The organism is Pseudomonas sp. HC1(2025) (assembly GCF_058742075.1).
Map to the genome: position 1 here is coordinate 2,553,194 of NZ_CP196017.1, position 26,416 is coordinate 2,579,609.

Annotated in this window: 27 protein-coding genes; 14 read left to right on the forward strand and 13 right to left on the reverse strand. The window is 62.4% G+C overall.

The window, feature by feature from the left end:
• Positions 1-139 precede the first annotated feature (139 nt).
• From ACSSVH_RS11620 to ACSSVH_RS11645, 6 genes are read left to right on the forward strand one after another with little or no spacing between them, the layout of a single operon-like run.
• Complete coding sequence (locus tag ACSSVH_RS11620) at positions 140-1,087, forward strand: pirin family protein (protein ID WP_170041564.1); 948 nt, start codon at positions 140-142, stop codon at positions 1,085-1,087.
• Positions 1,088-1,094: 7 nt separating this feature from the next.
• Positions 1,095-3,242: an FUSC family protein gene (locus ACSSVH_RS11625; protein ID WP_170041563.1), complete on the forward strand. Its 2,148-nt coding sequence runs from the start codon at positions 1,095-1,097 to the stop codon at positions 3,240-3,242.
• The gene (locus ACSSVH_RS11630) at positions 3,232-3,435 is read left to right on the forward strand and encodes a DUF1656 domain-containing protein (protein WP_170041562.1); all 204 of its coding nucleotides are present in this window, start codon (positions 3,232-3,234) and stop codon (positions 3,433-3,435) included. The genes ACSSVH_RS11625 and ACSSVH_RS11630 overlap by 11 nt, the downstream gene beginning before the upstream one ends.
• Positions 3,432-4,394 carry an HlyD family secretion protein gene (locus tag ACSSVH_RS11635; protein WP_432755646.1) on the forward strand — a complete coding sequence of 321 codons (963 nt, stop codon included), beginning with the start codon at positions 3,432-3,434 and terminating at the stop codon, positions 4,392-4,394. Before ACSSVH_RS11630 ends, ACSSVH_RS11635 begins: the two co-directional genes overlap by 4 nt.
• Before the next feature lie 35 nt (positions 4,395-4,429).
• Entirely contained in the window at positions 4,430-5,815 is a 1,386-nt protein-coding gene (locus tag ACSSVH_RS11640) for an OprD family outer membrane porin (RefSeq protein WP_432755753.1), read from the forward strand.
• A gap of 54 nt (positions 5,816-5,869) precedes the next feature.
• A complete protein-coding gene (locus ACSSVH_RS11645; protein ID WP_170041560.1) occupies positions 5,870-6,163 on the forward strand; it encodes a hypothetical protein in 294 nt (97 codons plus the stop codon).
• Positions 6,164-6,182: 19 nt separating this feature from the next.
• Here the strand turns inward: ACSSVH_RS11645 and ACSSVH_RS11650 are convergent, their stop codons facing one another.
• Positions 6,183-6,848 (reverse strand): TetR/AcrR family transcriptional regulator, encoded by a 666-nt coding sequence (locus ACSSVH_RS11650; RefSeq protein WP_492634574.1) that lies wholly within the window; start codon positions 6,846-6,848, stop codon positions 6,183-6,185.
• 184 nt (positions 6,849-7,032) lie between these two features.
• On the opposite strand from ACSSVH_RS11650, the gene ACSSVH_RS11655 reads away from it, so the two are divergent.
• The 6 genes from ACSSVH_RS11655 (at position 7,033) to ACSSVH_RS11680 (ending at position 12,339) form a co-directional block, all read left to right on the forward strand.
• Complete coding sequence (locus ACSSVH_RS11655; RefSeq protein ID WP_432755648.1) at positions 7,033-7,899, forward strand: fumarylacetoacetate hydrolase family protein; 867 nt, start codon at positions 7,033-7,035, stop codon at positions 7,897-7,899.
• Between the two features lie 122 nt (positions 7,900-8,021).
• On the forward strand, positions 8,022-9,017 hold the full coding sequence (locus ACSSVH_RS11660) for a VOC family protein (RefSeq protein WP_492634575.1): 996 nt from the start codon (positions 8,022-8,024) through the stop codon (positions 9,015-9,017).
• 11 nt (positions 9,018-9,028) lie between these two features.
• Complete coding sequence (locus ACSSVH_RS11665; RefSeq protein ID WP_170041556.1) at positions 9,029-9,652, forward strand: malonic semialdehyde reductase; 624 nt, start codon at positions 9,029-9,031, stop codon at positions 9,650-9,652.
• A gap of 99 nt (positions 9,653-9,751) precedes the next feature.
• Complete coding sequence (locus ACSSVH_RS11670; RefSeq protein ID WP_170041555.1) at positions 9,752-10,975, forward strand: MFS transporter; 1,224 nt, start codon at positions 9,752-9,754, stop codon at positions 10,973-10,975.
• A 15-nt stretch (positions 10,976-10,990) separates the two neighbouring features.
• A complete protein-coding gene (locus tag ACSSVH_RS11675; RefSeq protein WP_170041554.1) occupies positions 10,991-11,374 on the forward strand; it encodes a nuclear transport factor 2 family protein in 384 nt (127 codons plus the stop codon).
• Between the two features lie 149 nt (positions 11,375-11,523).
• Positions 11,524-12,339: a hypothetical protein gene (locus tag ACSSVH_RS11680; protein WP_262376901.1), complete on the forward strand. Its 816-nt coding sequence runs from the start codon at positions 11,524-11,526 to the stop codon at positions 12,337-12,339.
• A gap of 30 nt (positions 12,340-12,369) precedes the next feature.
• Here the strand turns inward: ACSSVH_RS11680 and ACSSVH_RS11685 are convergent, their stop codons facing one another.
• The 3 genes from ACSSVH_RS11685 to ACSSVH_RS11695 all read right to left on the reverse strand — a co-directional run bounded on the left by ACSSVH_RS11685 (position 12,370) and on the right by ACSSVH_RS11695 (position 14,492).
• Positions 12,370-13,140, reverse strand: coding sequence for a hypothetical protein (locus ACSSVH_RS11685; protein ID WP_170041552.1), 771 nt, complete (start codon positions 13,138-13,140; stop codon positions 12,370-12,372).
• A gap of 19 nt (positions 13,141-13,159) precedes the next feature.
• The gene (locus ACSSVH_RS11690; RefSeq protein ID WP_170041551.1) at positions 13,160-13,696 is read right to left on the reverse strand and encodes a MarR family winged helix-turn-helix transcriptional regulator; all 537 of its coding nucleotides are present in this window, start codon (positions 13,694-13,696) and stop codon (positions 13,160-13,162) included.
• A 178-nt stretch (positions 13,697-13,874) separates the two neighbouring features.
• Complete coding sequence (locus ACSSVH_RS11695; RefSeq protein WP_170058049.1) at positions 13,875-14,492, reverse strand: LysE family translocator; 618 nt, start codon at positions 14,490-14,492, stop codon at positions 13,875-13,877.
• Between the two features lie 106 nt (positions 14,493-14,598).
• On the opposite strand from ACSSVH_RS11695, the gene ACSSVH_RS11700 reads away from it, so the two are divergent.
• Entirely contained in the window at positions 14,599-15,051 is a 453-nt protein-coding gene (locus ACSSVH_RS11700; RefSeq protein WP_169955805.1) for a winged helix-turn-helix transcriptional regulator, read from the forward strand.
• 50 nt (positions 15,052-15,101) lie between these two features.
• Here the strand turns inward: ACSSVH_RS11700 and tatC are convergent, their stop codons facing one another.
• From tatC to tatA, 3 genes are read right to left on the reverse strand one after another with little or no spacing between them, the layout of a single operon-like run.
• Positions 15,102-15,848: a twin-arginine translocase subunit TatC gene (gene tatC, locus ACSSVH_RS11705; RefSeq protein ID WP_492634576.1), complete on the reverse strand. Its 747-nt coding sequence runs from the start codon at positions 15,846-15,848 to the stop codon at positions 15,102-15,104.
• On the reverse strand, positions 15,845-16,141 hold the full coding sequence (tatB, locus tag ACSSVH_RS11710) for a Sec-independent protein translocase protein TatB (protein WP_432755650.1): 297 nt from the start codon (positions 16,139-16,141) through the stop codon (positions 15,845-15,847). The genes tatC and tatB overlap by 4 nt, the downstream gene beginning before the upstream one ends.
• Positions 16,141-16,356, reverse strand: coding sequence for a twin-arginine translocase TatA/TatE family subunit (gene tatA / locus ACSSVH_RS11715; RefSeq protein ID WP_346266504.1), 216 nt, complete (start codon positions 16,354-16,356; stop codon positions 16,141-16,143). Before tatA ends, tatB begins: the two co-directional genes overlap by 1 nt.
• 161 nt (positions 16,357-16,517) lie before the next feature.
• On the opposite strand from tatA, the gene gspK reads away from it, so the two are divergent.
• Complete coding sequence (gene gspK / locus ACSSVH_RS11720; RefSeq protein ID WP_492634577.1) at positions 16,518-17,483, forward strand: type II secretion system minor pseudopilin GspK; 966 nt, start codon at positions 16,518-16,520, stop codon at positions 17,481-17,483.
• A gap of 1,825 nt (positions 17,484-19,308) precedes the next feature.
• Here the strand turns inward: gspK and ACSSVH_RS11725 are convergent.
• From ACSSVH_RS11725 to ACSSVH_RS11750, 6 genes are all read right to left on the reverse strand, one after another.
• Positions 19,309-20,037, reverse strand: coding sequence for a PA4824 family protein (locus ACSSVH_RS11725; protein ID WP_432755651.1), 729 nt, complete (start codon positions 20,035-20,037; stop codon positions 19,309-19,311).
• Positions 20,038-20,053: 16 nt separating this feature from the next.
• Complete coding sequence (gene mgtA, locus ACSSVH_RS11730; RefSeq protein ID WP_492634578.1) at positions 20,054-22,768, reverse strand: magnesium-translocating P-type ATPase; 2,715 nt, start codon at positions 22,766-22,768, stop codon at positions 20,054-20,056.
• A gap of 181 nt (positions 22,769-22,949) precedes the next feature.
• Entirely contained in the window at positions 22,950-23,258 is a 309-nt protein-coding gene (locus ACSSVH_RS11735; protein ID WP_432755653.1) for a hypothetical protein, read from the reverse strand.
• A 309-nt stretch (positions 23,259-23,567) separates the two neighbouring features.
• Positions 23,568-24,179 carry a LysE family transporter gene (locus ACSSVH_RS11740; RefSeq protein ID WP_432755654.1) on the reverse strand — a complete coding sequence of 204 codons (612 nt, stop codon included), beginning with the start codon at positions 24,177-24,179 and terminating at the stop codon, positions 23,568-23,570.
• Positions 24,180-24,217: 38 nt separating this feature from the next.
• The gene (locus tag ACSSVH_RS11745; RefSeq protein WP_492634579.1) at positions 24,218-25,045 is read right to left on the reverse strand and encodes an AraC family transcriptional regulator; all 828 of its coding nucleotides are present in this window, start codon (positions 25,043-25,045) and stop codon (positions 24,218-24,220) included.
• Between the two features lie 42 nt (positions 25,046-25,087).
• The gene (locus ACSSVH_RS11750; RefSeq protein ID WP_432755656.1) at positions 25,088-26,371 is read right to left on the reverse strand and encodes an arsenic transporter; all 1,284 of its coding nucleotides are present in this window, start codon (positions 26,369-26,371) and stop codon (positions 25,088-25,090) included.
• Positions 26,372-26,416: the final 45 nt, after the last annotated feature.

Sequence of the window (26,416 nt, forward strand, 5' to 3'; positions counted from 1 at the left end):
GCTGCGCAAATCCTGCGCCGCATCGAATTGCACGCAGAGCTTTATCAGTCTTGTTGGCGGTCCCCAATACTTGCCCGATTTATAAATTGCTGAGCGCCAGTGTCAGCATCCGAAGTCAATTGGCGGTAAAGGAGCAGCTATGAGTAATCAGGAGCCATTCAATCAGTTGTCCACGTCATCTGATTGCCCGAGGGCTGAGGGTGTTCGCGAGATTCAGCGTATTACGGCGCGCACTGCACAGGTGGGCGGTGGGATTGCGATCAATCGGCTGATGCCCTCCAGGCAGCGGCGCACTATTGGCGCCTGGTGTTTTCTCGATCATGCCGGCCCTACGGTGTTTGAGAGCAATGCGGGGTTGCGTGTCGGCCCGCATCCGCATATCGGCCTGCAGACTTTTACCTGGATGATCAAAGGCGAAGTCCTGCACCGAGACAGCCTGGGCAATGAGCAGGTTGTTCGTCCGGGCCAGGTCAACCTGATGACGGCCGGGCGGGGCATTACCCACACCGAAGAGTCATTGGCGCAGGAGCATCACCTGCATGCGGCGCAACTATGGATCGCCTTGCCGCAGGCCGATAAAGACTGCGCACCGGCATTTGACCACTACCCCGATTTGCCGACCTGGGCTGAAGGAGGCTTGCAGCTCACGTTATTGGCCGGAGGTTTTGCAGGCCGAACCGCACCGGGTCGATTCTATTCGCCACTGGTGGGTATCGACCTGCGGTGTGACGCCGCCGCGAGTGTGCACTTGAGCCTTGATCCGCAGTTCGAGTACGGCATTTTGCCGCTGGAAGGCGCCTTCAGCATCAATGGTCAAACCTTTGCCAGTAACGAGCTGGCTTATCTGGGGCGTGGCTTGAGCGAGCTGAGCTTGCAGTCTTTTGCAGCCTCGCGTGCATTGCTCTTGGGGGGCGTGCCTCTAACCGAGGAGATTTATCTGTGGTGGAATTTTGTTGCGCACGACAAGGCCGATATCGTCGAGGCTTTACTGGCGTGGAACAACCGTGACCTGCAACGGTTTGGTGATGTCGAGGGGTTTGACGGCGATCGTCTGCTAGCCCCTGAGCTGCCTTGGCCGCACGCATGAGCCGCCCATGCAGCCGCTGATCAACTATTTCAAAGTTGTGTTCAACCCCGGCCTCGGGGTGTTGCTGTTTGCCCTGCGCACCGTCGCGGCCGGGCTGTTGACGTTGTACCTGGCCTTTATCTTCGACCTGGATCAACCCAAATGGTCGGTGATGGCCGTGATTATCGTCAGCCAGCCCCTGGGCGGCATGGCGTTGCAGCGCAGTTTCTCGCAGATCATCGGCACCCTGGTCGGTGCCGCCGTGGCAGTGGTAATCATGGGGATTTTCCCCCAGGCGCCGCTGCCCTTTGTTATCACCCTGTCGTTGTGGCTGGCGTTCTGCACCGCTGGCGGCACGTTGTTGCGCTACACCAGTTCCCATGCGTTTGTGCTCAGTGGTTTTACCGCCGTGGTGGTGGGGCTGCTGGCGGTGCCGGAGCAGGACAACACCTTGATGCTGGCGATCACCCGGCTGACCGAGACGCTGCTGGCGGTGGCCTGTGTATGCCTGGTGAGCCTGCTCACAGCGCGCCCGGAAGCGGTTGCACGGGGCTATTTCGCCAAGGTCGACCAGGTGTTGAAATTGATGGCCGCTCACGCCGCAGCGGTGATCCGCACCGAAGAGAGCGAGGCGGACTTTCATAAGCGCCAGATGCAGTTGCTGGGGGAAATCAGCGCCCTGGAAGGCCTGCGCCGGCATCTGTATTTCGATGCGCCACGGCTGCGCAGCGCCAATGGGTTGGTGCAACTGCTCGGCAACCAATTGGTGTTGCTGGCCTCGCGGCTGACCGTGCTGCGGCGCCAGCGCATGCTGATCGGTGAGCGCTGGGAAGGCGATCTGCCGGAGGATATCCAGCAGTTGCGGGCTGACGAGCTGGCGTTTCTCGACCAGTTGGCGGTGGCCGGTCGTTCGCTGTCGGCCGAAGCGCGCCAGGGCTTTACCGCGCTCCAGCAGCGGTTTGACCAACAGGCAAAAAACGCCGAGCAGCGCGCCGGGCCCATGACCGGCACCTTGCGCGCACTGGCGTGGGCCTTGCGGTGGGAGCAGGCGCGCCTGTTGCAGCAACTGGAGGAAATCCTCGAACTCAGCGATGCCATCCAGGACGGTCGCCAGGCCAGCTGTGCGCACCGCCAGGGCCAGAGCAATCCGCTGTACCTGGACTGGCGCCTGGCCGGGATGAACGCGGCGCGGGCCTTCATTGCCTTGTTCGTCAGCGGCCTGATCTGGATCGAGACCGCGTGGGACGGCGCCCGGGCCGGGATGATCCTGGTGGGCATTCTCTGTTCGTTGATGGCGACCTTTCCCCGGCCCCTGGCCGCGAGCCAGAACTATGCGCGCGGGTTTGGCCTGTCCCTGGTGGTCTCGGCGGTCTATCAGTTCATGCTGGTGCCGGCCATTGGCGATGTGGAAATGCTGTTTCTGATCCTCGCGCCGCTGCTGTATGTAATTGCGGTAGGCCTGGCCAGCCCGATGACCGCCGGGATCGGCATGGGCTTGGGCCTGTCGACCTTCCTGATGGTAGGGCCGCAGAATATCGGGGCCTGGCAGAACAGCGCGAGCCAGTGGTTCGAATTCGCTGGCGCCTATATAGGGGCGTGCGCGCTGTCGTTGCTAGTGTATTCGTGGGTGTTTGCGTTTAACCCTGCGCGGCGTATCCAGCGCCTGTACGACGAGAGCCGTGGCCAGGTCTACGCGCTGCTCCGGGCCTCGACGGCGGACTCCCACCAGTTTGCCTTTGAAAGCCGGATGATGGACCGCCTGACCATGATGCTGGGGCTGTTGCCGGCGGCCAACGACCGGCGTTCCAACGCGCTGTTCGAGGTCAGCCTGGCGTGCATGGCCCTGGGGATCGCCCTGAACCAGCTCAAGCAACAAGGCCAGGACAATACGCTGCTCGCGCCTGCAACCAAGGCTCGCTTGCAGTCGGTCCTGGAGCAGTCCGGGCGTTATGTGGCCGGCCGGCCGGGTGTCGACGTGCAAGCTCTGACCACGAGCCTGCGCCAGTTGGGCGACGAGTTGGACCAGCTGCATGCCAGCGCGTTGCCTTCAGGGCATGGGCAGCTGTGGTCGGTGTTTCGCATTCGGGTGGCGTTGCTGATCGTGGCGTCGTTCCTTGAGCGCTATCGCGAATTTCTTGAACCCGTGGAAGAAGGAGTGCCGGCCCTTGCCGATTGATTTCGAGGTGGGCGGCGTGTACCTGCCGCCGATTGCCCAGGTCCTGTTGTTGGCGCTGCCAGTGTTCATGCTGCTGGACTGGGGTTTGCGCCGCCTCGGCGTGTTGCGGCTGGTCTGGCATGAGGCGCTGTTTGAGGGCGCCCTGTATGTCTGCGTATGTGCGGTGGTGATTTTAGTGATGGGAACCCCATGATCTTGAAAAAATTCATTCCCCAAGTGATTACCCTGGTGGTGGTCTTGCTGGCCGTGGTGCTGGGCTGGTTCGCCTGGGAACACTACACCCGCTCGCCCTGGACCCGTGATGCGCGCGTGCGTGCCGACGTGGTGACGCTGCCGGCGGATGTCTCCGGGCTGATCGTCAGCCTGCGGGTGCAGGATAACCAGCATGTGACAAAGGGCGACGTGCTGCTGGAAATCGACCCTGCGCGCTACGCCCTGGCGGTCGAGCATGCACGGCGCTCGGTGGACGTGGCCAAGGCCACCCTGGGCCAGTCCCAGGCAGCGATCATTGCCAGCCAAGCCCAGCTCAAGCAGCGCCAGAGCGAGGAGCGGCGGCGGCGCACCCTCAAGCAGGGGTTCGCGATCTCCGGCGAAGAGTGGGAGAAGTCCAGTACCGACGTGGCGGTCGCCCAGGCGCAACTGTTGAGCAACCAGGCCAATCTCGGGCTGGCCGAGGCCAACGTGCAGTTGGCCAAGGCCGCATTGACCCAGGCAGAGCTCGATTTGCAGCGTACCCGGGTGATCGCGCCGGTCAGTGGCTATGTCACCAACCTGTTGACGCGCCAGGGCGACTACGCCACGGCCGGTGGTGCCTTGCTGGCGCTGGTGGACAGCGACTCGTTCTATGTCAGTGGCTATTTCGAGGAAACCAAGCTGCCCCGGATCGCCGAGGGCGACCGCGTACGGATTCAGTTGATGAGCGGCGAAACCTTTGGCGGCACGGTGCAGAGCATCGCCTTCGCCATCACCGACCGCGAGAACTCTCCGGGCAGTCGCCTGCTGGCCAACATCAACCCCAGCTACACCTGGGTCAAGCTGGCACAGCGGGTGCCGGTCAGAATCGGCATCGATCCTGAATACGCCAGCCAGGGCCGCTTGCGGGCGGGCACCACGGCGACGGTGACTGTACTGCAACAACAGGAGCAACGCTGATGGGGTTTGCCATGGGGCGGCTGGTGCGGGTTTCGATGTCGCTGACGGTGTCCCTGTCGGCAGCGAGCGTGTACGCCGATAACTCCCTGGGCCAACGGGACAACCTCAGCACGGGCATCAATGAGCGGCAGAAGGCTGAGCTGGCGGTCGCGCCGGGGTTTGTCAGCGGTTCGTCCCTCAATGGCTTGCTGCGCAATTACTACCTGGGCCGCGATAACCACAACACGCCGTCACGGCTGGACCAGCGCGAATGGGTGCAGGGGGTGTACCTGTCCTTTCGTTCGGGGTACACCGACACGCCGATTGGGGTCGGGGTGGATGTGCATGGGTTCTATGGACTCAAGCTCGACGGCGGCGGGGGCAGTGGCGGGGCGGGGTTGCTGCCGCTGGATTCGCAGATGGCCCCGCAGGCCGACTTCTCGGCGGCGGGCGCGGCCCTCAAGCTGCGCGCCTTTGACAGCCTGGTGCAGGCCGGTGACCAGTACCTGGAGAACCCGCTGGTGGCCAGCGGTGTGAGCCGGGTGTTCCCACAGACCTTTCGCGGGGTGACGCTGAAGAACTACAGCCTGCAGAACCTGACCCTGGACGGCGGTTGGGTCGACTCCACGCGGCTGCGCAACCAGAGTGGCCAGAGCCACCTGGGTACCAGTTATGGCAACGGCAACAAGGCCGGGCTGGCCGCCGATCGTGAAAGCCCGCACATGGCCTGGCTGGGGGGTGTCTACAGTGCGCCGGGCGGGATGACACTGACGGTGTATGGCGGGCAACTCAGCGATATCTGGAATCAGTACTACGCCGGTGTGAGCCAACCGTTCATCCTGGCTCAAGGGGTCACGCTGACGCCGTATGTGCATTACTTCAACACCCGCGACCAGGGCCAGCGCCAGTTGGGGCGTATTGACAACCACACCTACACCGGCGGCCTGACCCTGTCCGGCGCCGGCCAGAGCCTGACCCTGGGGCTGCAGAAGGTTGATGGCGACACGCCGTTCGACTACGTGGTGCAGGACGACCGGACCTTCCTCTACCTGAACAACTCCCAGCAGTACGCAGACTTCAACGCGCCAGGGGAACGCTCCTGGAAGATCCAGTACCAGACCAGCCTGGCGTTCATCGACGCGCCCGACTTCCAGCTCAGTACCTCCTATACCCGTGGCGAAGCGGACCTGACCCGGGTCGATCCCGACAGCAAAGGCTACGGCTACATCTACAACGCCGCCGGCAAGGATGCCCATCACTGGGAGCGGGACATTGCCCTGCGCTACGCCGTGCCGGGCGGCAAGGCCAAGGGCTTGAACGTCACACTGCGCTGGGCGGCCCACCGCACGGGGCAGGGGTATACCGCACCGGGCAATACCCGTGGCAATTCCAACGCTGATGAATACCGGGTGATTGTCGATTATCCGTTCAGCGTTTTTTAGCGGCTTTGCAAACGCCGGTTGAATCAGTCGCGCAAACCCAGGGAAGCATCCGTTATGAAGACTCCGTCCAAAGCGTTTCTGACCTTTTTGGCGATGGCCACGCTCTGCGCGTGCTCTACCCAACTGACTGAGCAAGGTCTCAACGTTAATCTGGTCACCGCAACATCATCCAATCAATGCAACCTGGTCAGGGTGTTCACCGTCAGGGGGGCGAGTGCTGATGAAACGTTGCGCATGGCCTTTAACGAAGCTGGCGCTTTGGGGGCCGACAGCATGGCGGTGGCTGACGGTAAGGAAACTCCCGACGGTGCCGAGATTACGGGTGCGGCGCTGATCTGCCACAAATGAAGGCGCCCCCATAGGCGTCTTACTGGGCCTTATCAGCTGACAAGCCATTGATAAATATAGATATGGTCTCTTTGATCAGTTGTTCGCGTGCCGGTTTTCCGGGGCTTTTGCAAAGCCCCAGCAGGCAACGCAACTGCATGTCGCCAGTCAGTGCATCGAGGAAGATCTTGGCGCGGGTCTGCGGGTCGCCCGGGATAATCAGGCCGGCTTCCTCGGCCCAGGTGAAGTACTCGGCCAGGCAGGTGTAGGCCGTGGCGGGCGCCGCTTCGAAAAACGACTTTGCAGCCTCCGGCGCGCGCAGGGCTTCGGACACGATCAGGCGATGCAGGGCAAGGGTGCGGGGTGATAACACCACGTCGAGAAAGACCCGGGCAATGGTGGTCAACGCTTCCTGTAGCGGCTTCTGGGCCAGATTCATGTGGGTAAGCGGGCTGACGTTCTCTGCGCACAGCTGCTCGATAATCGCCGCGAACAGCCCCTCCTTGCCACCGAAATAGGCGTACAGCGTGCGCTTGGAGCCGCCAATGCTGGCGATGATCCCGTCGACGCTGACCCCGGAATAGCCTTCTGCGAGAAACATCTCAGTCGCAACCTGGAGAATACTTTGACGTTTTGCTGCTTGCCTCGGGGTAGGGGTTTGCATGTGAATCGGATATTCCTGAAAGAACACGGTGAAAGAAGCCATAGCCTACGCCGCTCTGCATAAGCCTTCCAGCCACACGGCGGGAAGAATCACCCAGTCATCCTGCGATATTTTTTGTAAAAAGCCCGCGCATCACCCTTGACGCGTGTTTGTTTTGGGCGCATTTTTGGCGAAAGGGTACGGTAACGTACCGTACCATTCCATAAAAACAACAGAGGTACTGATCATGCGTTTCGTGCATTTTCTGGAAGGCTCCCACAAAGGGCTGGCGATTGAGCAAGCGGGCGTCCTGCGGGGCTTGAGCGAACAGGAAAGCGGTTACCCAGGCACCCTGGAAGACCTGCTCAACGCCGGCCCCGAGGCGTTGCAAGCGGCCCATCGGCGCTTGAGCGACGCGCGCTTGCTGGATACCTCGAAGCTGCGTTACCTGCCACCGCTGGAGCGTCCGGGCAAGATTGTATGTGTCGGCTTGAACTACGCCGATCACACCAAGGAGAGCCCGTACGAACAGCCGACTTACCCAACCTTTTTCCCGCGCTTTTGCACCAGCCTGATCGGCCATGGCGAACCCATCCTGCGTCCACGGGTCTCCGAACAACTGGATTACGAGGGGGAGTTGGCGGTGGTGATCGGCACCGGTGGCCGGCATATCGGCCGCGAGCAGGCCCTGGCGCATGTCGCGGGCTACGCGATCTTCAATGAGGCGTCGGTGCGCGATTACCAATTCAAGTCGCCGCAATGGACCATTGGCAAGAACTTCGACGCCACCGGCGCATTTGGCCCGACCTTTGTCAGTGCCGATGAGTTGCCACCGGGCGCGGTGGGCCTGAGCCTGGTGACACGCCTCAACGGCACGGTGGTGCAGCAGGGCAACACCGCCGACATGATCTTTGGCGTCGCCGAACTGATTGCGGCGCTCAGTGAAGCGGTGACCCTGGAGCCCGGTGACGTGATCGTCACCGGTACCCCCGCCGGGATTGGCTGGGCGCGACGCCCACCCCTGTTCATGAAGCCCGGCGATCTCTGCACCGTGGAGATCGAAGGCCTTGGCACCTTGAGCAACCTGATCGCCGACGAGCCGCCAGCGGCCTGAGTCCACGCGTCAGGTTTCACCAGCGTCGAACAACCGACCGTCACCACGGTGGGCAGCGATCCCGGCTGCCCTGGTTTTGACCCGCGGTTGTGCGGCCCATTGAATGCCCAGGAGCAACTACCGTGCTGCAGATCAAAGACATCAACCACGTGCTCTACCGTCATCCCGACCTTGGGGTGGTCGAGCGTTTCCTGACCGATTTCGGCCTGGTGGTCATGCACCGGACTGAACAGCGCCTGTATTTTCGCGGTACCTGTTCGCTGCCCTATGTGTACATCGCCGAGAAGGCCGCAGCCGCCAGCTTTGGTGCCATCGCGTTTGCCGTCGAAAGCCTTGATGACCTGCACCAGGCCGCCCAATTGCCGGGCGCCTCGCCGATCCAGGCGCTGCAAGGCCCGGGAGGCGGGCAGTACGTCGCCTTGCAGGATCCCTCGGGGCGCCGCATCGAGCTGGTATACGGTATCGAAACCGTTGGCGCGCTGCCCCATCGCGCCGCGCTGACCCTCAACTCGGCCCAACACAAGCAGCGCTTTGGCGACGTGCAGCGCCCCGCCAAGGGCGCAGCCCAGGTCCTGCGCCTGGGCCATGCGGCGATTGGCGTGCAGGACATGCCCCTGCACCTGGCCTGGTACCAGCAGATGCTCGGCATGCTGCCTTCGGACCTGGTGGTCGAGGAGCCGCATCGCGACCGCCCGAGCGCGGCCTTCCTGCGCTTGAACCGTGGCAGCGCCTGGACCGACCATCACACCATCGCGCTGTTCCAGGCGCCACGGGACTTCGTCCACCACGTGTCCTTTGAAGTCCAGGATTTTGATGCGCAGTGCCTGGGTCACGAGTGGATGACCCTGCAAGGCTGGTCGCCGTTCTGGGGGGTTGGCCGGCACATGCTGGGCAGCCAGATCTTCGACTACTGGCGCGACCCGTCCGGCAACCTGATCGAGCACTTCACCGATGGCGACCTGTTCAACCAGGACTCGCCCTCGGGCTACACCCAGGCGTGCGACGCCAGCCTCTACCAATGGGGCCCGCCGATGTCGGTGGAGTTTTTCCTGGGCGGGGAGTGTGCCGCCGAACAGACCGTACCCCGGTCGATTTCAGACCGTCAGCGACGCAGTTGAGGACCGATGCCATGAGTCAAGTAATCAGCGAGCAGGTACTCGATAGGTTGTTCCGCCAGGCCCGCAGCCAGAATGGCTGGCTGGACAAACCGGTGGATGATCACACCTTGAGGGAACTATACGATCTGGTGCGCTGGGGCCCGACCAGCGCCAACGGCTGCCCGGCGCGTATTGTGTTCTTGCGCAGTACCCAAGCCCGGCAACGCCTGCTGCCGGCCCTGAGCGCAGGCAATGTCGAGAAAACCCTGAGCGCCCCGGTGACGGCGATCATCGGCTACGACACGCAGTTCCACACCCAGTTGCCCAGGTTGTTTGCACACAACCCCACGGTCCGCGACTGGTTTGCCGGCCAGCCGGAGCTGCTCGAATCCACCGCCTTTCGCAACAGCTCGCTGCAGGGCGGCTACTTCATCCTCGCGGCCCGTGCCCTGGGCCTTGACTGCGGCCCGATGTCCGGGTTTGACCACGCACAGGTCGACCAGGCGTTTTTCGCCCCCGGCGCCGATGGCATGCAGGCGTTTGGCGGTATGCAGATCAAGTCGAACTTCCTGTGCAACCTCGGCTATGGCGACCCCGAGAAACTCTTTGCCCGTAGTCCGCGCCTGGATTTCGACGAAGCCTGCGCGCTGCTGTAACTGACGACCTGTAAATCCTCCAGACCGATCGAGCGTGCTGCGACGCGTCACGCCTGTCGATCGGCCTGGCAAAACAACAACAATAAGGAAAATCCTGCAATGAGACCTCTTTCCAAATGGCATGTGCTTGTCGGCGGTTTCCTCGCGTACCTGTTTGACGCGATGGAAATCATCTTGCTCACCATCGCACTTCCGGTGATCCGCCAGGACCTGGGTCTGACCTTCAATGAAGCGGGCATGCTCGCCTCGGCGACCCTGCTGGGTATCGGGTTGAGCGGTATCACCACGGGCTGGTACTGCGACAACTACGGTCGACGCAAAGCCCTGCTGATCTCGTTGATCGTATTTGGCGTGTTGACCACGCTGGTCGCCACCACACACAACTGGGCCTTGCTCCTGCTCCTGCGGTTTCTGTCCGGCTTGGGCCTGGGCGGGGTGTGGGGGATTGTCTCGGCCTATGTGACGGAGACCTGGCCTGCCCACCAGCGGGCGCGGGCGATCGGATTCGTGCTGAGTTCATTCCCGATTGGCGCCGCCATCGCGGCCATGGTGGCGGCCAACTATCTGCCGGACTGGCAGACCTTGTTCATGGTGGCCGGGATCTCCACCCTGATTCCGCTGGCGTATGTGTTTTTGTTTATGCCCGAGTCGCCGGAGTGGAGCGCGCAGAGAGCCCGCCCCGGCGTACGCAAGTACGTCTCGGTGCGCGAAATCTTTTCCCCCGAACTGCTGCGCCTGACCCTGCTGGGCACCCTGGCGGCAAGTTTTGCGGTGATTGGCTTCTGGGGCGCGAGCACCTGGTTGCCCACCTACTTGATCCAGGAGCGTGGCCTGGGTATCGGCGCGATGGCCAACTTCATGGCGATCCTCAACGTCGGTGCCTTTATCGGTATCAACGCCTTTGGCTTGATTGCCGACCGTATCGGCAAGCGCAACGCCACGCTCCTGTCATTGCTCGGCAGTGCGGTGATGTTGTCGATTTATGCACTGACGACGCAGAACGCCATCCTGTTCTGGCTGGGGCCGATCTATGCGTTCTTTTATGCCTTTGCCAGCCTGTTTGCCTCCTACTTCAGTGCGCTGTACCCCACTCGGGTGCGCACCATCGGCGCGGGGTTCTGTTTCAACTTTGGTCGCGGCCTGGCGGCCTTTGCGCCGCTGCTGTTAAGCGGGATTGCCACCCACTACAGCCTGGCGTGGGGCTTGTTGGTGTGCGCCGGGTTCTTTGCCCTGTCCACCATCACCCTGTGGTTCATGCCCCAGGTCGAGTCAGACCTGCCCGGTATGGCGGGCATGCCGTTGAAAACCATGGATTCCCGATAATCGAGGTTCTAAGACATGTCACAGCAAACCGTAGAACAACAGATCCAGGCCCTGGAAATGCGCCGCCGCCAGGCCATGGTCGACGGCGACTTGGACTTCCTGGAAAGCCTCTATCCCCGCGACTTGACCTACAGCCACTCGGACGGCAAGAGCGACAGCAAGCGCAGTTACCTGCAAGGCATGCGAGAGGGGGTCTGGCGCTACCGCAGTTTCGCCAGCCGCGACGAGCAGATGCGCAGGGCCGGGGACTGTGTGCTCGTCACCGGGCTGATCGATATGGATGTGGTGATCCGTGGCGAGCCCATGCTCCTCAACTCGCGCTACATCAGCGTGTGGAAGGCCGGCAATAACGGCTGGCAAATGATTGCCTGGCAATCGACGCGTTACACCCACAGCTGAATCCCGGTAAGCCCCTCAACAACCGGCAACTGGACCCCGGCCCTGGTGGTTGACCGGGCAGGGCGTGCGCGTGGCCGGCACTTTGACTTGATGGAATCCTGAATATGTACGTACAACAATTACAAAAAACGTATTGCAAGGCCCTTCTGATGACCGCAGGCGCAATGAGCCTGGCTTCAAGCCCGGTGCAGGCCGAGGCCTTGCGCGATACCTTCATCGGTTTTCGCTACGGCTCCGACTTCACCGAACCCGGTATCCGCGGCAAGGTGCAGAAGGAGATCTACCAACTGGGCCACGCCAGCGGCAATCAGGCGGGGTCCAATTTCTTCAACCTGGACGTACTCAAGTCCGACAGCAACGACCCGAAGAAAGACAGCGACTCAGGCGCGACCGAGGCCTACCTGGTCTATCGCCATCAACTGTTCCTCAGCCAGGTGTTCGAGCGCTCGATGGCGTTCGGCCCGGTCAAGGAAGTGGCACTGAGCAGTGGGGTTGAACTCAACTACAAGAACACCGGGTTTGCCACCCGCAAGCGCATGCTGGTGGCCGGCCCGACGCTCAAGTTCGACGTGCCCGGCTACCTGGATATCAGCCTGCTGTATGCCATGGAGTGGAACCATTGCGGCTTGAGCGCGTGCCACACCGAGAACATCCAGTTCGACCCGTACTACGTGTTGCACATGGTCTGGGGCATTCCGTTCCAGGTGGGCAGCGTGCCCCTCAAGTTCCAGGGCTTTGCTAGCTACAAGACCGCGAAGGGCAAGGATTACTTCAAGCAGGACACGGCCGAGGAAAGCCTGGTTCGCGCCTCATTGATGGTCGATGTCGGGCAACTGGCGTTTGCCCGCAAAAACACCATGCTGATCGGTCCGGGGTATGAGTACTGGAAGCACAAGTACGGCGCGATCCATAAACCCGGCACCGAAACCTACGCCCCCACCGTGCACCTTGAGTGGCACTTCTAAGGCCCTTGGGTGAGCCGCACCAGCGGCTGTTCACTTTTTTTGAGAAAGGTTGCGGGTCGCCCGGGTAAAAATCCTGGTGGCGGCCTTGCCGCTGGGTGGGTAGCGCTCGAACAAATCCTGCACCCAGTCCGGCCGGGTCTTGCTGGCATCGTTGATCCAGTTGGCCACCGAGTCCTGGGCGTATTTGTCGGTTTCATCGAGCATGGCAATCAGCAAGGGTTCGGCGATTTGCGGCTCGGCCTTGAGTGGGGCGATGTGTTCGCACCAGACCCCGCGCGGCCGCAGGATTTCAACGCAGAAGCGGCGGATCAGCGGGTCGTCGTTGCGGGCATGACCGCGCAACAGCTCCAGCGACGCCGTCAGGTCCTGGGCCAGTAAGGGGCGCAAGGCAATCCAGGCCCATTCGCGCACGCCAAAGTGACTGTCGGTGGCGAACCGGAACTGGCTCAGCAACGCCTGTTCCAGGGGCGTGTCGCGTGCGCAGAAGGCATTGGCGAAGGCCGCCCAACTACGCACGGTGTCCGAAGGATGCTCCAGCAGCAACTGCCAGCTCTGTTCGCGCAGGGGCAGGGCGCCGCTTTCAAGCCACTGGCCCAGCGCAAGGCCCAGCCCCGCTACTTTCTTCGAAATGCCCAGTGCCTGGCCGGCCTGGGCCGCGCTCAGCAGTGCCTGGGCCAGGGAAGTCTCCAGCTGCGAGGCAAGCGCCTGCGCCAGCGCCACCTGGTCGACTGCCAGACACTCGCCCAGATTGCGGGTTGGCAGGCGGCCCTGGTCGATCAGGGCTTTGCGTTCTTCACTCATATAGATCCCACCGCTGTGTTCATGGGCTGCTCCCCGGGCAAGGCCTCTTCCCATCCGGCAGTGACGGGGACAGTGCACGACTGGTGGAAAGGCAATAGAGCGACTCGGACAACCCCTGGCGCTGCTCAGGGCTCAGGCCCTGGATGATGCCGCTGATCCAATCGGTGTGTTCGGCAAACACTTCATCGACCACGCGCTTACCGTCGGCGGTCAGGCTGATGATCAGCTTGCGCCGGTCGGTAGGGTCGGTCTTGCGCTTGATAAAGCCGTCGCCCTGCAGGCCATCGAGCAAGCCGGTCACGGTGCCGGTGGTGATCGACAGGCGCGTCGCCAATTCCAGTGGCGACAGTTTCCCGCCGGCGCTCTTGAGGGTGAGCATGATTACGAAGCGGCCCTCCGACAGGTTGTAGCGGGCCAGGCGGATGGCACACACACGATTGATCGCGGCCGCAGCCGACAGCAGCTCGAAGCACAGCTTGACGCTGTCCCTGACCTCGGCTGGCACCCCGTCAAGCTCGCGCAGCATGATGTGGTGTTTGTTCTCTAAAATATTCATAAGGCGCAGTTTATCTTGGTGCCTTACTAAGTCAACATTTTGTTTATTCTTCGTTGCAAGCACGGGGCAGGGCGCTTCGATCGGCAAGGTTTGTGGTGCAAAACCACAGTGAGTATGTTTGAGGCGGATGCCAGTTTTTGGGCGAGCATTGTCAGTGGCCGGCAACTACTGACCGCGCTCAACCGAGGAGTTCTTCGCCGAGCAGCACCCCGGCAATCACGATCATTGCCGCGCCCGAAACGCCGCTGACATAGCGCGCGGCAACCGGACGTGCCTGCAACACGGCCTGCGCGCCAAACCCCACTAGCAGGTAGACCACCGCACAGCTGAGGGTATGAATCAGCCCTAGCAGCACCATCTGCAGCGACACCGGCCAGGTGGCGCCAGGCTCGGTGAACTGGGGCAACAGCGCGAGGAACAGCAGGAAAACCTTGGGGTTCAGCCCACTGATGCACAACCCCTTGAGCATCCAGCGCTGCCAGCTATTGGCCTCCCGGCTGGCGTGCGCATGGGGTGTGGCAGGGTGGGCCAGCATATTGATGCCGAGCCACAGCAAGTAGCCGGCCCCGGCAACCGTCAGCACTGACAGCGCAGCAGGGTGACGGGTCACCAGGCTACCCACGCCGCCCGCCACGACCAGGGTGGCAAGTAAGTGGCCGCACAGCAGCCCAGCCACTGCGGGGATGACCCTGCGCCCCTTCAAGCCCGCCGCAATCGCGTAGGCCCAATCGGCGCCGGGCGTCAGCACAAACAGAATCGACACTGCCCAAAAGGCAAGCACAGCGGTCCACGTCATTGTTTCGTTCTCCCTGTAGGAATGTGCAGGAAGAATAATGAAATGCAGTTAGAATTTGCTTTCAAAGATACCTGGCACAAGGCCTTGAATTGGGAGAATCTTCTAAGTGGACCGAATTGATCGAAAGATTCTCTGCGAGCTGCAAAAAGACGGGCGCCTGTCGGTCACCGAGCTTGCCGACCGTGTGGGGCTGAGCCTTTCCCCGTGCCATCGACGGGTCAAGGCCCTGGAGGAGTCCGGGGTACTGCTCGGCTACCGCGCCTTGCTGGACCCCGGCGCAGTCGGCCTGAACTTCTCGGCAATGGTCTTTGTCACCCTGCGCGAAGGCGACCGGCCCGCAGTGGCGGCCTTTGAAGCGGCGCTGCTGGAAATTGCCCAGGTAGTGGATGCCCAGCGCCTGTTCGGCGAGCCGGATTACCTGCTGCATGTGATCACCCAGGATCTGCCGGCCTTTCAACGGCTCTACGATGAGAGCCTGTCGACACTGCCCAACGTGCAGCGCCTGACTTCGACCCTGGTGATGAAACGGGTGATCCAGGACCGTCCGCTACCGTTGTGATCATGGCGTAGCGCCTCATTGGTGCGGCGCTCCCATGCGCCGTGAGGCCCCTACGTCACCTCGGTGCGCGGCTTGCTCACCGACCGGCTGGCCAGCAGCCCCAGCTCGAACAGAATCCACATCGGCACCGCCAGCATGGTTTGCGAAAACACATCGGGCGGGGTCAGCAGCATGCCCACCACAAAGCAGCCGACGATCACATAGGGCCGGCTCTTTTGCAGGGTCTGGACATCGGTAATCCCGGCCCAGATCACCAGGAAGGTGGCCACCGGGATTTCAAAGGCCAAGCCGAACGCCAGCAACAGCGCGAGGATGAAGTCCAGGTACAGGGCGATATCGGTCATCATCGCCACGCCGTCCGGGGTCACGCTGGTAAAGAAGCCGAACATCATCGGGAACACCAGGAAAAACGCAAACGCCATGCCCGCGTAAAACAGCACTACGCTGGCGGCCAGCAGCCAGGCGGCGGTGCGGCGTTCCTGGCGGTACACCGCTGGCGCGATCATGCCCCAGGCCTGGTGCAGCAACAGCGGCATGCTGATGAACAGGGCGATCATCATGGTCAGCTTGAGCGGCGCCAGAAACGGCGAGGTCACCCCGGTGGCAATCATGGTTGCGCCGCTGGGCAGGAAATCGCGCAACGGCTGCGAGACGAAACTGTAGAGCTGCTGCGCAAAGGGGAACAACGCGCAAAACACCAGGAGGATCGCCAGGACGCAGCGCACCAGGCGCGAGCGCAGCCGGGTCAGGTGGCCGGTCACCGACAGGCGCGGGGCAGACAAGGGCAGGTCGCTCATGGGGCAGGTTGTCCTGGGGAGGTGGTGGTGGCTGGCGGCGGCGGGGCCTCCAGGCGGATACCGTCGCGCAGTTGCTGCTCCAGTTGCCGCAAGGGTTGCTGGTCGATGCTTTGCAACAGGTGCTCGTGGTCCAGTTCCTGGGTGACCTGGGCCTTGAGCGTATTCATCGCCCGCTTGGCCCGGCCCAGCCACAGCCCGGCATTGCGCGCGGCAATCGGCAGGCGTTCGGGGCCCAGCACCAGCAGAGCCACCAGGCCCACCAGCAGCAGTTCGCTAAACCCGATATCGAACATCAGTGTTTGCTGTCTGCAGGTCGCTGAGGTTCGCCTTGCACCTCAAGGCTGGTCTTTTGCGCCGCCTGGGCGCCGGGCTCGTTGCCCATGGAGGAGCGAAAGCCCTTGATGGCCTCACCCACATCACTGCCCAGGCCCTTGAGGCGCCGGGTGCCGAACAGCATCACCACGATCAGCAGCACGATGACCAGTTGCCAAATCCCTATACCACCCATAACGCCACTCCAAGCCATTGATTTGAAATATGAAGGCGCAGTTTGCCGAGGCTTTATGACGGCGCGGTGACGTTTTTGCGGGAATTGTGTGAGCCTGCCACCTGGTTGAAACATCCACTGTGTTGACTGTCGCCAGGATCTACATAAAAGGTGGCTGGGCAATGGACAGAAATCGGCAGCAGGGGGCGGCGTTGTTGATGGTGCTGGTGGCCCTGGCGATGCTGGCGGGCGGCATGGCCTGGATGGTCGAGCAGGGGCGCCAGCAGGTCGACAGCGTGCGTCTGGTGCAGCAGCGCGTGCAGGCGCGGGCGATCGAGCGGGCGGCGCTGGCCTTTACCGAGCAGGCCCTGCAAGACCCGTTGTGGCGCGCCAGCCCGTTGTTCTGGCAGGCCATACGCGGGCAGCCGCTGGCTTATGACTTCAAGGGGGGCAAGGCGAGCATTCAGATTCGCGACCTGCACACCTGCTTCAACGTCAACGCGCTGATCGGCCCTGAAGCCGAGCGTGCCCAGCGTCAGTTGGTGCATTTGCTGGGGGCGGACATGGCTGCCGAACGCCTGGCCCAGACCCTGGCCGACTGGCTCGACGCCGACCAGCAGACCCGCCTGCAAGGTGCCGAAAGCAACGAATACCTGCGCCAGTCGCCACCGCGCCTGGCGGCCAATCAACGCATGCGCGATATCAGCGAGCTGAACCTGCTGGCGCTGCCCGACCCACTGCGGGCGTTGCGCTACCCGCAGCTATGCAGCCTGGACGAGACCGCCGGCTGGCGCCTGAACGCCAATGCGCTGAACCTGGAAATGCTGCCGCTGCTGGATGCGTTGTACGAGGGCGAAGTGTCGCGTTCGGTGCTGACCCGCCTGGTCAGCGCCCGCCCGGCGGGGGGCTATCGCGATGCAGGCGAACTGCGCCAGGCGCTGGGGGCGATGGATGACGCGATGTTTGAGCGTTTGAGCGAAGGTCTGCAGCTCAATGGTGACCACTTCCTGCTGCAACTGGACATCGACCTGGATGGCCAGCGGTTTCGCAGCCAGTACCGTGTCGAAGCGCAGGGCGTGGTGAAATGGCATGCGCGAGTGCCGGCGCAGGGCATGTTACTGCGCTCGCGGGAGCCTTTGCCGTTATAGCGCGATAGCCCAGGCAGTGTAAGCGTTGGCTTGCCCGCGATGACGGTGGTGCAGTTACCATTTTTGCCGGCTGGTTGACCGCTGTCGCAGGCAAGCTCCCCCATGGATCTGCCCGGTTGTAGATTTTGAGTGCAGCATGAACCCTGTAGGAGCTGTCGAGCTTTAGCGAGGCTGCGAAAGCGGTGGCTTAGCCAACATCAATGCCAGCCATACCGTCGCCATCGCAGCCTCGCTGGGGCTCGACAGCTCCTACATTATTTTTTGCCCGGCTGGCATGACGTGTTCGCTGTAGGTCGCCAGCGTCAAGGGTCCGCAGATCCCGCAAATCCCGATGAACCCTGTAGGAGCTGTCGAGCTTTAGCGAGGCTGCGATAGCGGTGGCCCAGCCAACATCAATGCCAGCCATACCGCCGCCATCGCCGCCTCGCCGGGGCTCGACAGCTCCTACATTATTTTTGCCCAGCTGGCATGGCGTGGTCGCTGTAGGCCGCCAGCGTCAAGGATCCGCAGATCCCGCAAACCCCGATGAACCCTGTAGGAGCTGTCGAGCTTTAGCGAGGCGGCGATAGCGGTGGCTCAGCCAACATCAATGCCAGCCATACCGCCGCCATCGCCGCCTCGCCGGGGCTCGACAGCTCCTACATTATTTTTGCCCAGCTGGCATGACGTGTTCGCTGTAGGCCGCCAGCGTCAAGGATCCGCAGATCCCGCAAATCCCGATGAACCCTGTAGGAGCTGTCGAGCCTTCGCGAGGCTGCGATAGCGGTGGCTCAGCCAACATCAATGCCAGCCATACCGCCGCCATCGCCGCCTCGCTGGGGCTCGACAGCTCCTACATTATTTTTGCCCAACTGGCATGGCGTGGTCGCTGTAGGCCGCCAGCGTCAAGGATCCGCAGATCCCGCAAACCCCGATGAACCCTGTAGGAGCTGTCGAGCCCCAGCGAGGCTGCGATAGCGGTGGCTCAGCCAACATCAATGCCAGCCATGCCGCCGCCATCGCCGCCTCGCTGGGGCTCGACAGCTCCTACATTATTTTTGCCCGGCTGGCATGACGTGTTCGCTGTAGGTCGCCAGCGTCAAGGATCCGCAGATCCCGCAACCCCCAATGAACCCTGTAGGAGCTGTCGAGCTTTAGCGAGGCGGCGATAGCGGTGGCCCAGCCAACATCAATGCCAGCCATGCCGCCGCCATCGCCGCCTCGCCGGGGCTCGACAGCTCCTACATTATTTTTGCCCGGCTGGCATGACGTGTTCGCTGTAGGTCGCCAGCGTCGAGGATCCGCAGAACCCGCAAACCTCGATGAACCCTGTAGGAGCTGTCGAGCCCCGGCGAGGCTGCGATAGCGGTGGCTCAGCCAACATCAATGCCAGCCATACCGCCGCCATCGCAGCCTCGCTGGGGCTCGACAGCTCCTACATTATTTTTGCCCAGCAGGCATGACGTGTTCGCTGTAGGCCGCCAGCGTCAAGGATCCGCAGATCCCGCAAATCCCGATGAACCCTGTAGGAGCTGTCGAGCCCCAGCGAGGCTGCGATAGCGGTGGCTCAGCCAACATCAATGCCAGCCATACCGCCGCCATCGCAGCCTCGCCGGGGCTCGACAGCTCCTACATTATTTTTGCTCGGCTGGCATGGCGTGGTCGCTGTAGGCCGCCAGCGTCAAGGGTCCGCAGATCCCGCAAACCCCGATGAACCCTGTAGGAGCTGTCGAGCTTTAGCGAGGCTGCGATAGCGGTGGCTCAGCCAACATCAATGCCAGCCATGCCGCCGCTATCGCAGCCTCGCTGGGCGAGACAGCTCCTACATTGATTTCCCTCCCATGTTTCAGAACCGCAGGGTAGCCCCCGTCGTCAGCCAGCGGTCGCGATCCCCGGTCAGGTTGTGCCCGACCACCAGGTCCACATCCACTTGCTGACCCAGATGCACTCGCGGCCCGGCTTGCCAGGCCTGGTCGCCGCCTTGCTGGCCATAGCGTTCTGCCAATAGCGTCAATGAGTCCGCCAAGCGGTATTCCAGGCCTGTGCCCCAGGTCAGTCGGTGGTTTTGTTCGCCATTGTCATAGGCATGGGCCCAGCCGGCATTGAGGTTCAAGCTCAGTGTCTCGAACGCTTGCCAGGTCAGCGGCAGTCCCAGGTCGGCGCCGTCGAACGGGTGCCGGCGATCCAGCGCGATATGCGCCGCCGCCGCCCAGGCGATCTCCACGCCCGCATCCTGCCAGGCCCACAATGAACCCTTGAGTTGCGGGCTGAGCTGGGTCTGCTCAGGGTCATCCTCGAGGGCCGTGCCCCATTGCAGGTTGGGCAATGCCCTCGACGTACAGGCTGTAGAGAGCGTGGTGCGCTGTGTTGAACGGGTGTAGCCGGCGTCGACATTGCATTCGCCGGGTGCGTTGATGGCGCCATCATCGACCACGTAGGAACCGCCTGCGGCGATCGCCTTGGACACCAGGCCAACGGCCAGGGTCACGCCGATAAAGACCAGGTTGCGGCGCAGCGCTCGTTGCCGCGACGCCGGCAGCCACTCGAAGGCAGCCAGGAAGGTGTGTTTGTGCATGGGATTATGCTCCGGCTCAGTACCACTGCTTGAAGCGGCGGATGTAGATCGTCTTCATCAGTTGTGCCACGCAGCAGTAGGCGAGCAAGGTGCCGACCAGCCAAGGGAAGTACGCCCACGGCAACGGCTGCAAGCCCACGATCGTGCCCAGGGGCGAGAAGGGCACATAGATCCCCAGGGCGATGACCAGGCTGGTCATCAGCAACACCGGCCAGGCGGCGGTGCTCTGGAAGAACGGGATCTTGCGGGTGCGCAGCATATGCACCACCAGGGTCTGGGAGAGCAGCCCTTCGACGAACCAACCGGACTGGAACAGGGTCTGCATTTCCACACTATTGGCCGAGAACACGTACCACATCAGGGCAAAGGTGGTGATGTCGAAGATCGACGAGGTCGGCCCGATCCAGATCATGAAGCGCCCGATGTTCTGCGCGTCCCACTTGCGTGGCTTGGCCAGGTATTCCTTGTCCATCTTGTCCCACGGCAGGGCCAGTTGGGAGATGTCGTACATCAGGTTTTGCAGGAGCAGGTGGATCGCCAGCATCGGCATGAAAGGAATGAACGCACTGGCCACCAGCACCGAGAACACGTTGCCGAAGTTGGAGCTGGCCGTCATGTTCAGGTACTTCATGATATTGCCGAAGGTCTCGCGACCTTTAAGCACACCTTCTTCGAGGACCATCAGGCTCTTTTCCAGGAGGATGATGTCGGCCGATTCCTTGGCAATATCAGTCGCGCTGTCCACCGAGATGCCGACGTCGGCATCGCGCAGGGCGGGTGCATCGTTGATGCCGTCGCCGAGGAAGCCCACGGTGTGACCATTGGACTGCAAGGCCTTGAGCACCCGGGACTTTTGCAGCGGGGTCAGCTTGGCGAACACCGTGCGTTGTTCGACCTGCTGCTTGAGGGTGGCATCGTCCATGGCTTCGATGTCCACACCCAGCAGTGGCTCGCCGGGTTCCAGGCCGACCTGGCGGCAGATGGTGCGGGTGACCACGGCGTTATCGCCGGTCAGCACTTTGACCGCGACCCCGATCTCTTGCAGCGCGGCAATCGCCGGGCCGGCGGTTTCCTTCGGCGGATCGAGGAAGGTCAGGAAACCGTGGATCACCAGGTTGCGTTCGTCGGCGGGAGTGTACTGCTGGCGCGCCAGGGCCTTGGGAATATTGCGGGTGGCCACCACCAGCACGCGGAAACCGTCCTCGTTGAACTCGTTGGCGGTGCGCAGCAATTCCTGGCGACGACCCTCGTCCAGGGCCAGGGCGCTAGCGCCTTCCATCACATGGGTGGCAATGCCGAGCATTTCTTCCACGGCGCCCTTGCACACCAGCAGGTGATCGCCGTGGCTGTCCTTGACCACAATCGACAGGCGCCGGCGCACAAAGTCGAAGGGCAGTTCATCGACCTTGCTGTAGGCAAACGGCACCTGGAACTTGGGGTTGTGCTGGGAGAACGCGAGCACCGCCTGATCCATCAGGTTCTTCATGCCGCTTTGGTGATGGCTGTTGAGCCAGGCCAGGGACAGCACCTGGTCGTCCCGCTGGCCGAAGGCGTTGACGTGGTGCTCGAGGATGATTTTGTCCTGGGTCAGGGTGCCGGTCTTGTCGGTGCACAACACGTCCATCGAACCGAAGTTCTGGATCGCGTTGAGGCGCTTGACCACCACTTTGCGCTTGGCCATGGCATTCGCACCCTTGGCCAGGTTGGCGCTGACGATCATCGGCAGCATTTCCGGGGTCAGCCCCACGGCCACCGCCAGGGCAAACAGGAACGCGTCGCCCCAATCGCCCTTGGTAAAGCCGTTGAGGAAAAACACGATGGGCACCATCACCAGCATGAAGCGGATCAGCAGCCAGCTGACGCTGTTCACCCCACGGTCAAAGGCGGTTTGCACCCGGGAGCCGACGATGGCCTTGGCCAGCGAACCGAAATAGGTACGCGGCCCGGTCGCCACGACCACCGCCTGGGCGCGGCCGCTGACCACGTTGGTACCCATGAAGCAGATGTTGGGCAGGTCCAGCAGGTTGCTCTGGTCTGGCGCTTGAAGCGTGGCGGATTTTTGCGTGACGTCGCCCAGGGTGTCGTACTTTTCTACCGGCAAGGCTTCGCCGGTCAGCACGGCCTGGCTGATAAACAGGTCGCGGGACTCGATCAGGCGGATGTCGGCCGGGATCATGTCGCCGGCCGACAGTTGCACGATATCGCCGGCCACCAGTTCACGCATCGGCACTTCACGCAGGGTGGGCTTGGCGCCGACCTGCTCGCGGCGCAGCACGGTGGCGGTGGTGCGTACCATGGCCTTGAGGGCTTCGGCGGATTTTGCCGAGCGGTGTTCCTGCCAGAAGCGCAGCAGGCTGCTCAGGGCGACCATGGTCATGATGATAATGACCTTGGTCAGGTCCACTTCTTCACCGGCGCGCAGCGGCAGCCAGTAGTCGGTGACAAAGCTGATCACTGCAAGGGTCAGCAGTACGTAGATAAACGGGTTGTTCAGGGCCTGGAGGAACTGCACCACCGCGTGGGGCGGCTTGTCGTGGGCCACCTCGTTATAGCCTTCGCGTTGCAGGCGGGCGCTGGCATCCAGTTCGGTCAGGCCGTCCTTGGTCGCCCGGACGTTGGCCAGGGTCGCTGCCAGGCCGTTTTGCGCTTCGCGGGCGGCACGCATCGACAGTTTGCTGTCGTGGGCGGTGCTGTTTTTGTTTGCAAGTTGCGTGGTTTTTACGGCGCTCATGATTTTTACTCCTGTCGACATACCCGTTACTTGCCGTCAGGCAGGCGAACACAGGTACGCCGAGTCGCAGTTTTTGCGATCGGGTCTAATAACTTTAACGAGGCGAGTTAATTAACGGGCGCGCAGAAAACTACGGCTGGCTTAGTTCGCAAGGAACGCCAGTTAATTAATTGACCAATAATCAGGAAGTTGCTGTTTCCAGTCGGCTTATGCCGCGCGCGCTCAGGCTCAGGCGCACTTGGGCAAGCAGGCTGGAAACGTTCCGTCTCTGCGGATCTTGAGGGTCGGCATGGTCCCAATGCTGGACCAGATGGCCGGTGGTGGGGCACAGGCGCCAGTGCGCCTGCAGGTGTTGCACATTGATACGCGGGGAGGGGGAAGCCAAGGCCAGGCGCACCGGGGCAACGCCCATGGAAGCACGGCACAGCTTGGCACGCAGGGCTGAGGCCAGCGTGCGTACATCAGGTAGAACAAGGGTCTGGAAATTCATAACACACCTCGGGACCGGACTGCGCCGGCTCAAGGCAGTTACGTTGGAGCATCAAGCTCTAGCGCAGCTTACCCGGCCTGGAAGGCGAGTCCCGTCATTACTCTGGGTTTGGCGCCCGACCCCTGTATTCACGGGGAGCGGACAGCGACTAGATACTGTGTCCATTGGCTTCTTTTGTGAGGTTGAAAAAAAGGCCCTAGTTGCAGGCACGGGCAATTTACTCAGGCAGGCAGGGGATGTCAATCTGTAATGAACTTGTTTGTTGTTCGTTCAGACTTTATTCAGATTGGCCTGATTGGCTATATAAGTTCATAGACTGTATGCGGCCAATAGTGCGAGATAAATCAATACTAAGCCGCAGGCACCATGACTGACTCGCTGCCAAGTTGCCGAGGCGTTCTTTCGCAAGACATTGACCAAGCCTGCAATCAAAAAACACGACAGGAGCGAGGCCAGCATAAAACCGGCGAAGAACACCAGGGTCTGGCCATGACTCGGCGTGGTGCCGACGATGCCTGACAAGGCACTGCCCAGGGCGCCCCAATACACGATGTTCTTGGGGTTGGCCAACGAGATGGCGGCCCCCACCATCAGCGCATTGCGCCCGGTGCTGGGGGGTGCGCTGGCGGGTTGCGGCAACTGCCAGGCATCTTGCAGGCTGCGCAGGCCGAGCCAGGCCAGGTACAGCGCGCAAACGGCGGTCAGCGGCACACGTACCGCTTCGTGCTGGATCAGCAGGGCCATGCCGGTCAGGCCGATTACCGCCCAGGTCGCATCGCCTACCAGCGAGCCTATTTGCACCAGCAGCGCTGGGGTGAACCCATGCAACAGGCCGCGGCGCAGGGTTTCCGCCAGCACCGCGCCAGGGGACAGGCAAAACACAAAGCCGAATACCAGTGCGCAAAAAAAGATCGTCAACATCGCCATCCCCATAAATGCCATCGCCGGCAAGCCGGCTCCTACAGGTCAGTCTGAGGCTGGGGGCACGCAGGGGTCTTGGACCAGATTGCGCTCTGATAGCGGCCAGGGGTAATTCCGTACGCCGCACGGAAGTGCCGGTTGAGATGGCTCTGGTCGGCAAAGCCCAGGTCATGGGCAACCTCGGCGGCGCTCAGGCCGCTGCGCAGTAAGCCTTTCGCGCGGCGGGTACGCAGTTGCATGGCCCACTGGCGGGGGCTCAGGCCGGTTTCTTTCTGGAAGGTGCGCAATACGTGGAATTTCGACAGGCCCAACTCGTCACCCAGGGCGTCCAGTGCCACACCCTGATGCAACTGCGCGGCGAGCAACTCCTGGGCCTGGGCGACGAGCCGTGACCCGGCGCTGGCGCCACCCGGCAGGCGCACACCACTGAGCTTGACCACCTCGCCCAGCAGCACCACCAGGGCATCTTCGTTCAGCCCCCGCAGCAGCGGGTCGGCGCTCAGCGCGCCCTTGGCGGCGTGCGCCAGTTGCGCCGCCAGGGCAGGGGCAAAACACAGCGCGCGATCAAACTCCAGGTGCGCCAGCCCCAGGTCGTCGGCCAGGCAATCGGCACCGGCGTACAGGCTGACAAAGTGCCAGGGCGCCCCCTCGGCCGCACCGCCGCCCTGGATCTGGCCAGGGTTGTACAGGGTGATACTGCCGGGCCCGGCCTCGAAAGTGCGGCGGTCCAGCCACACCTGTTCGGTGCCCACCAGGTTGACGCCAATCACGCATTCGTCGTGGCTATGGCGGGCAAACGTCAGGCCGCTGCAGGTGGTGCTGCTGATTTCGTAATGGCCCAGCCAGGCGTGGTGCAGGGAACTCATGGGGTGGGCTCAGTGGCGGCGGGTGCGGCCAAGCATACCTGTTTAGATAGTCAGGCGCAGGGCCAGCGCGGCCAGGGTGACCAGCAGCACCGGCAGCGTCAGCACGATGCCGACCTTGAAGTAATAGCCCCAGGTGATCCGGATGCCCTTGCGCGCCAGGATATGCAGCCAGAGCAAGGTTGCCAGGCTCCCAATGGGCGTGATTTTAGGCCCCAGGTCGCTGCCGATCACATTGGCGTAAATCATTGCCTCCTTGACCACGCCCACGGCATGGCTGGCCTCGATCGACAGCGCACCGAGCAGCACCGTCGGCAGATTGTTCATCACCGAAGACAGCAGCGCCGTCAGCAAGCCGGTGCCCAGGGCGGCGCCCCACACGCCGTAATTGGCGAAGGCGTCGAGCCAGGTGGCCAGGTACGTGGTCAGCCCGGCGTTGCGCAGGCCGTACACCACCAGGTACATGCCCAGGGAAAAAATCACGATCTGCCAGGGCGCTTCCTTGAGTACCTTGCGCGTGGAGATCTTGTGGCCTTTGGCGGCGATCACCAGCAGGAGCAGGGCGCAGGCGGCCGAGATGGCACTGATGGGTATGCCCAGGGGCTCGAGGGCAAAGCAGCCGACCAGCAGAATGCCCAGCACCCACCAGGCGGCGTGGAAGGTTGCCGGGTCATGAATCGCGCTGGCCGGCTCGGGCAGGTCGGCGGGGTCATAACTGTGCGGGATATCGCGCCGGAAGAACCACAGCAGCACCGCCAGGGTCGCGGCGACGCTGACCAGGTTGACCGGCACCATCACCGCTGCGTACTGGTTGAAGCCGATGTTGAAATAGTCTGCCGAAACGATATTCACCAGGTTGGAGACGACCAGCGGCAGGCTGGCGGTGTCGGCGATAAACCCTGCACCCATCACGAAGGCCAGGGTAGCAGCGGGTGAGAAGCGCAGGGCCAGGAGCATCGACATGACAATCGGCGTGAGGATCAGGGCCGCCCCGTCATTGGCGAACAGCGCCGAGACCAGCGCCCCCAGCAACACCATATAAGCAAACAGCCGGCGGCCCCGGCCCCGCCCCCAGCGCGCCACATGCAACGCGGCCCAGGCAAAAAAGCCGGCCTCGTCGAGGATCAGGCTGATGATGATCAGGGCGACGAAAGTGCCGGTGGCGTTCCAGATGATCTGCCACACCACCGGGATATCCGCCAGGCTGATCACGCCACAGGCCAGGGCGAGGATCGCGCCCATGGTTGCACTCCAGCCTACGCCAAGACCCTTGGGTTGCCAGATGACCAGGACAATGGTGAACAGGAAGATGGCGAGGGCAGCAAGCATCAAGGCATTCTCTGTGGGGGGGATTCGAGGTTTGATTGACCTGTG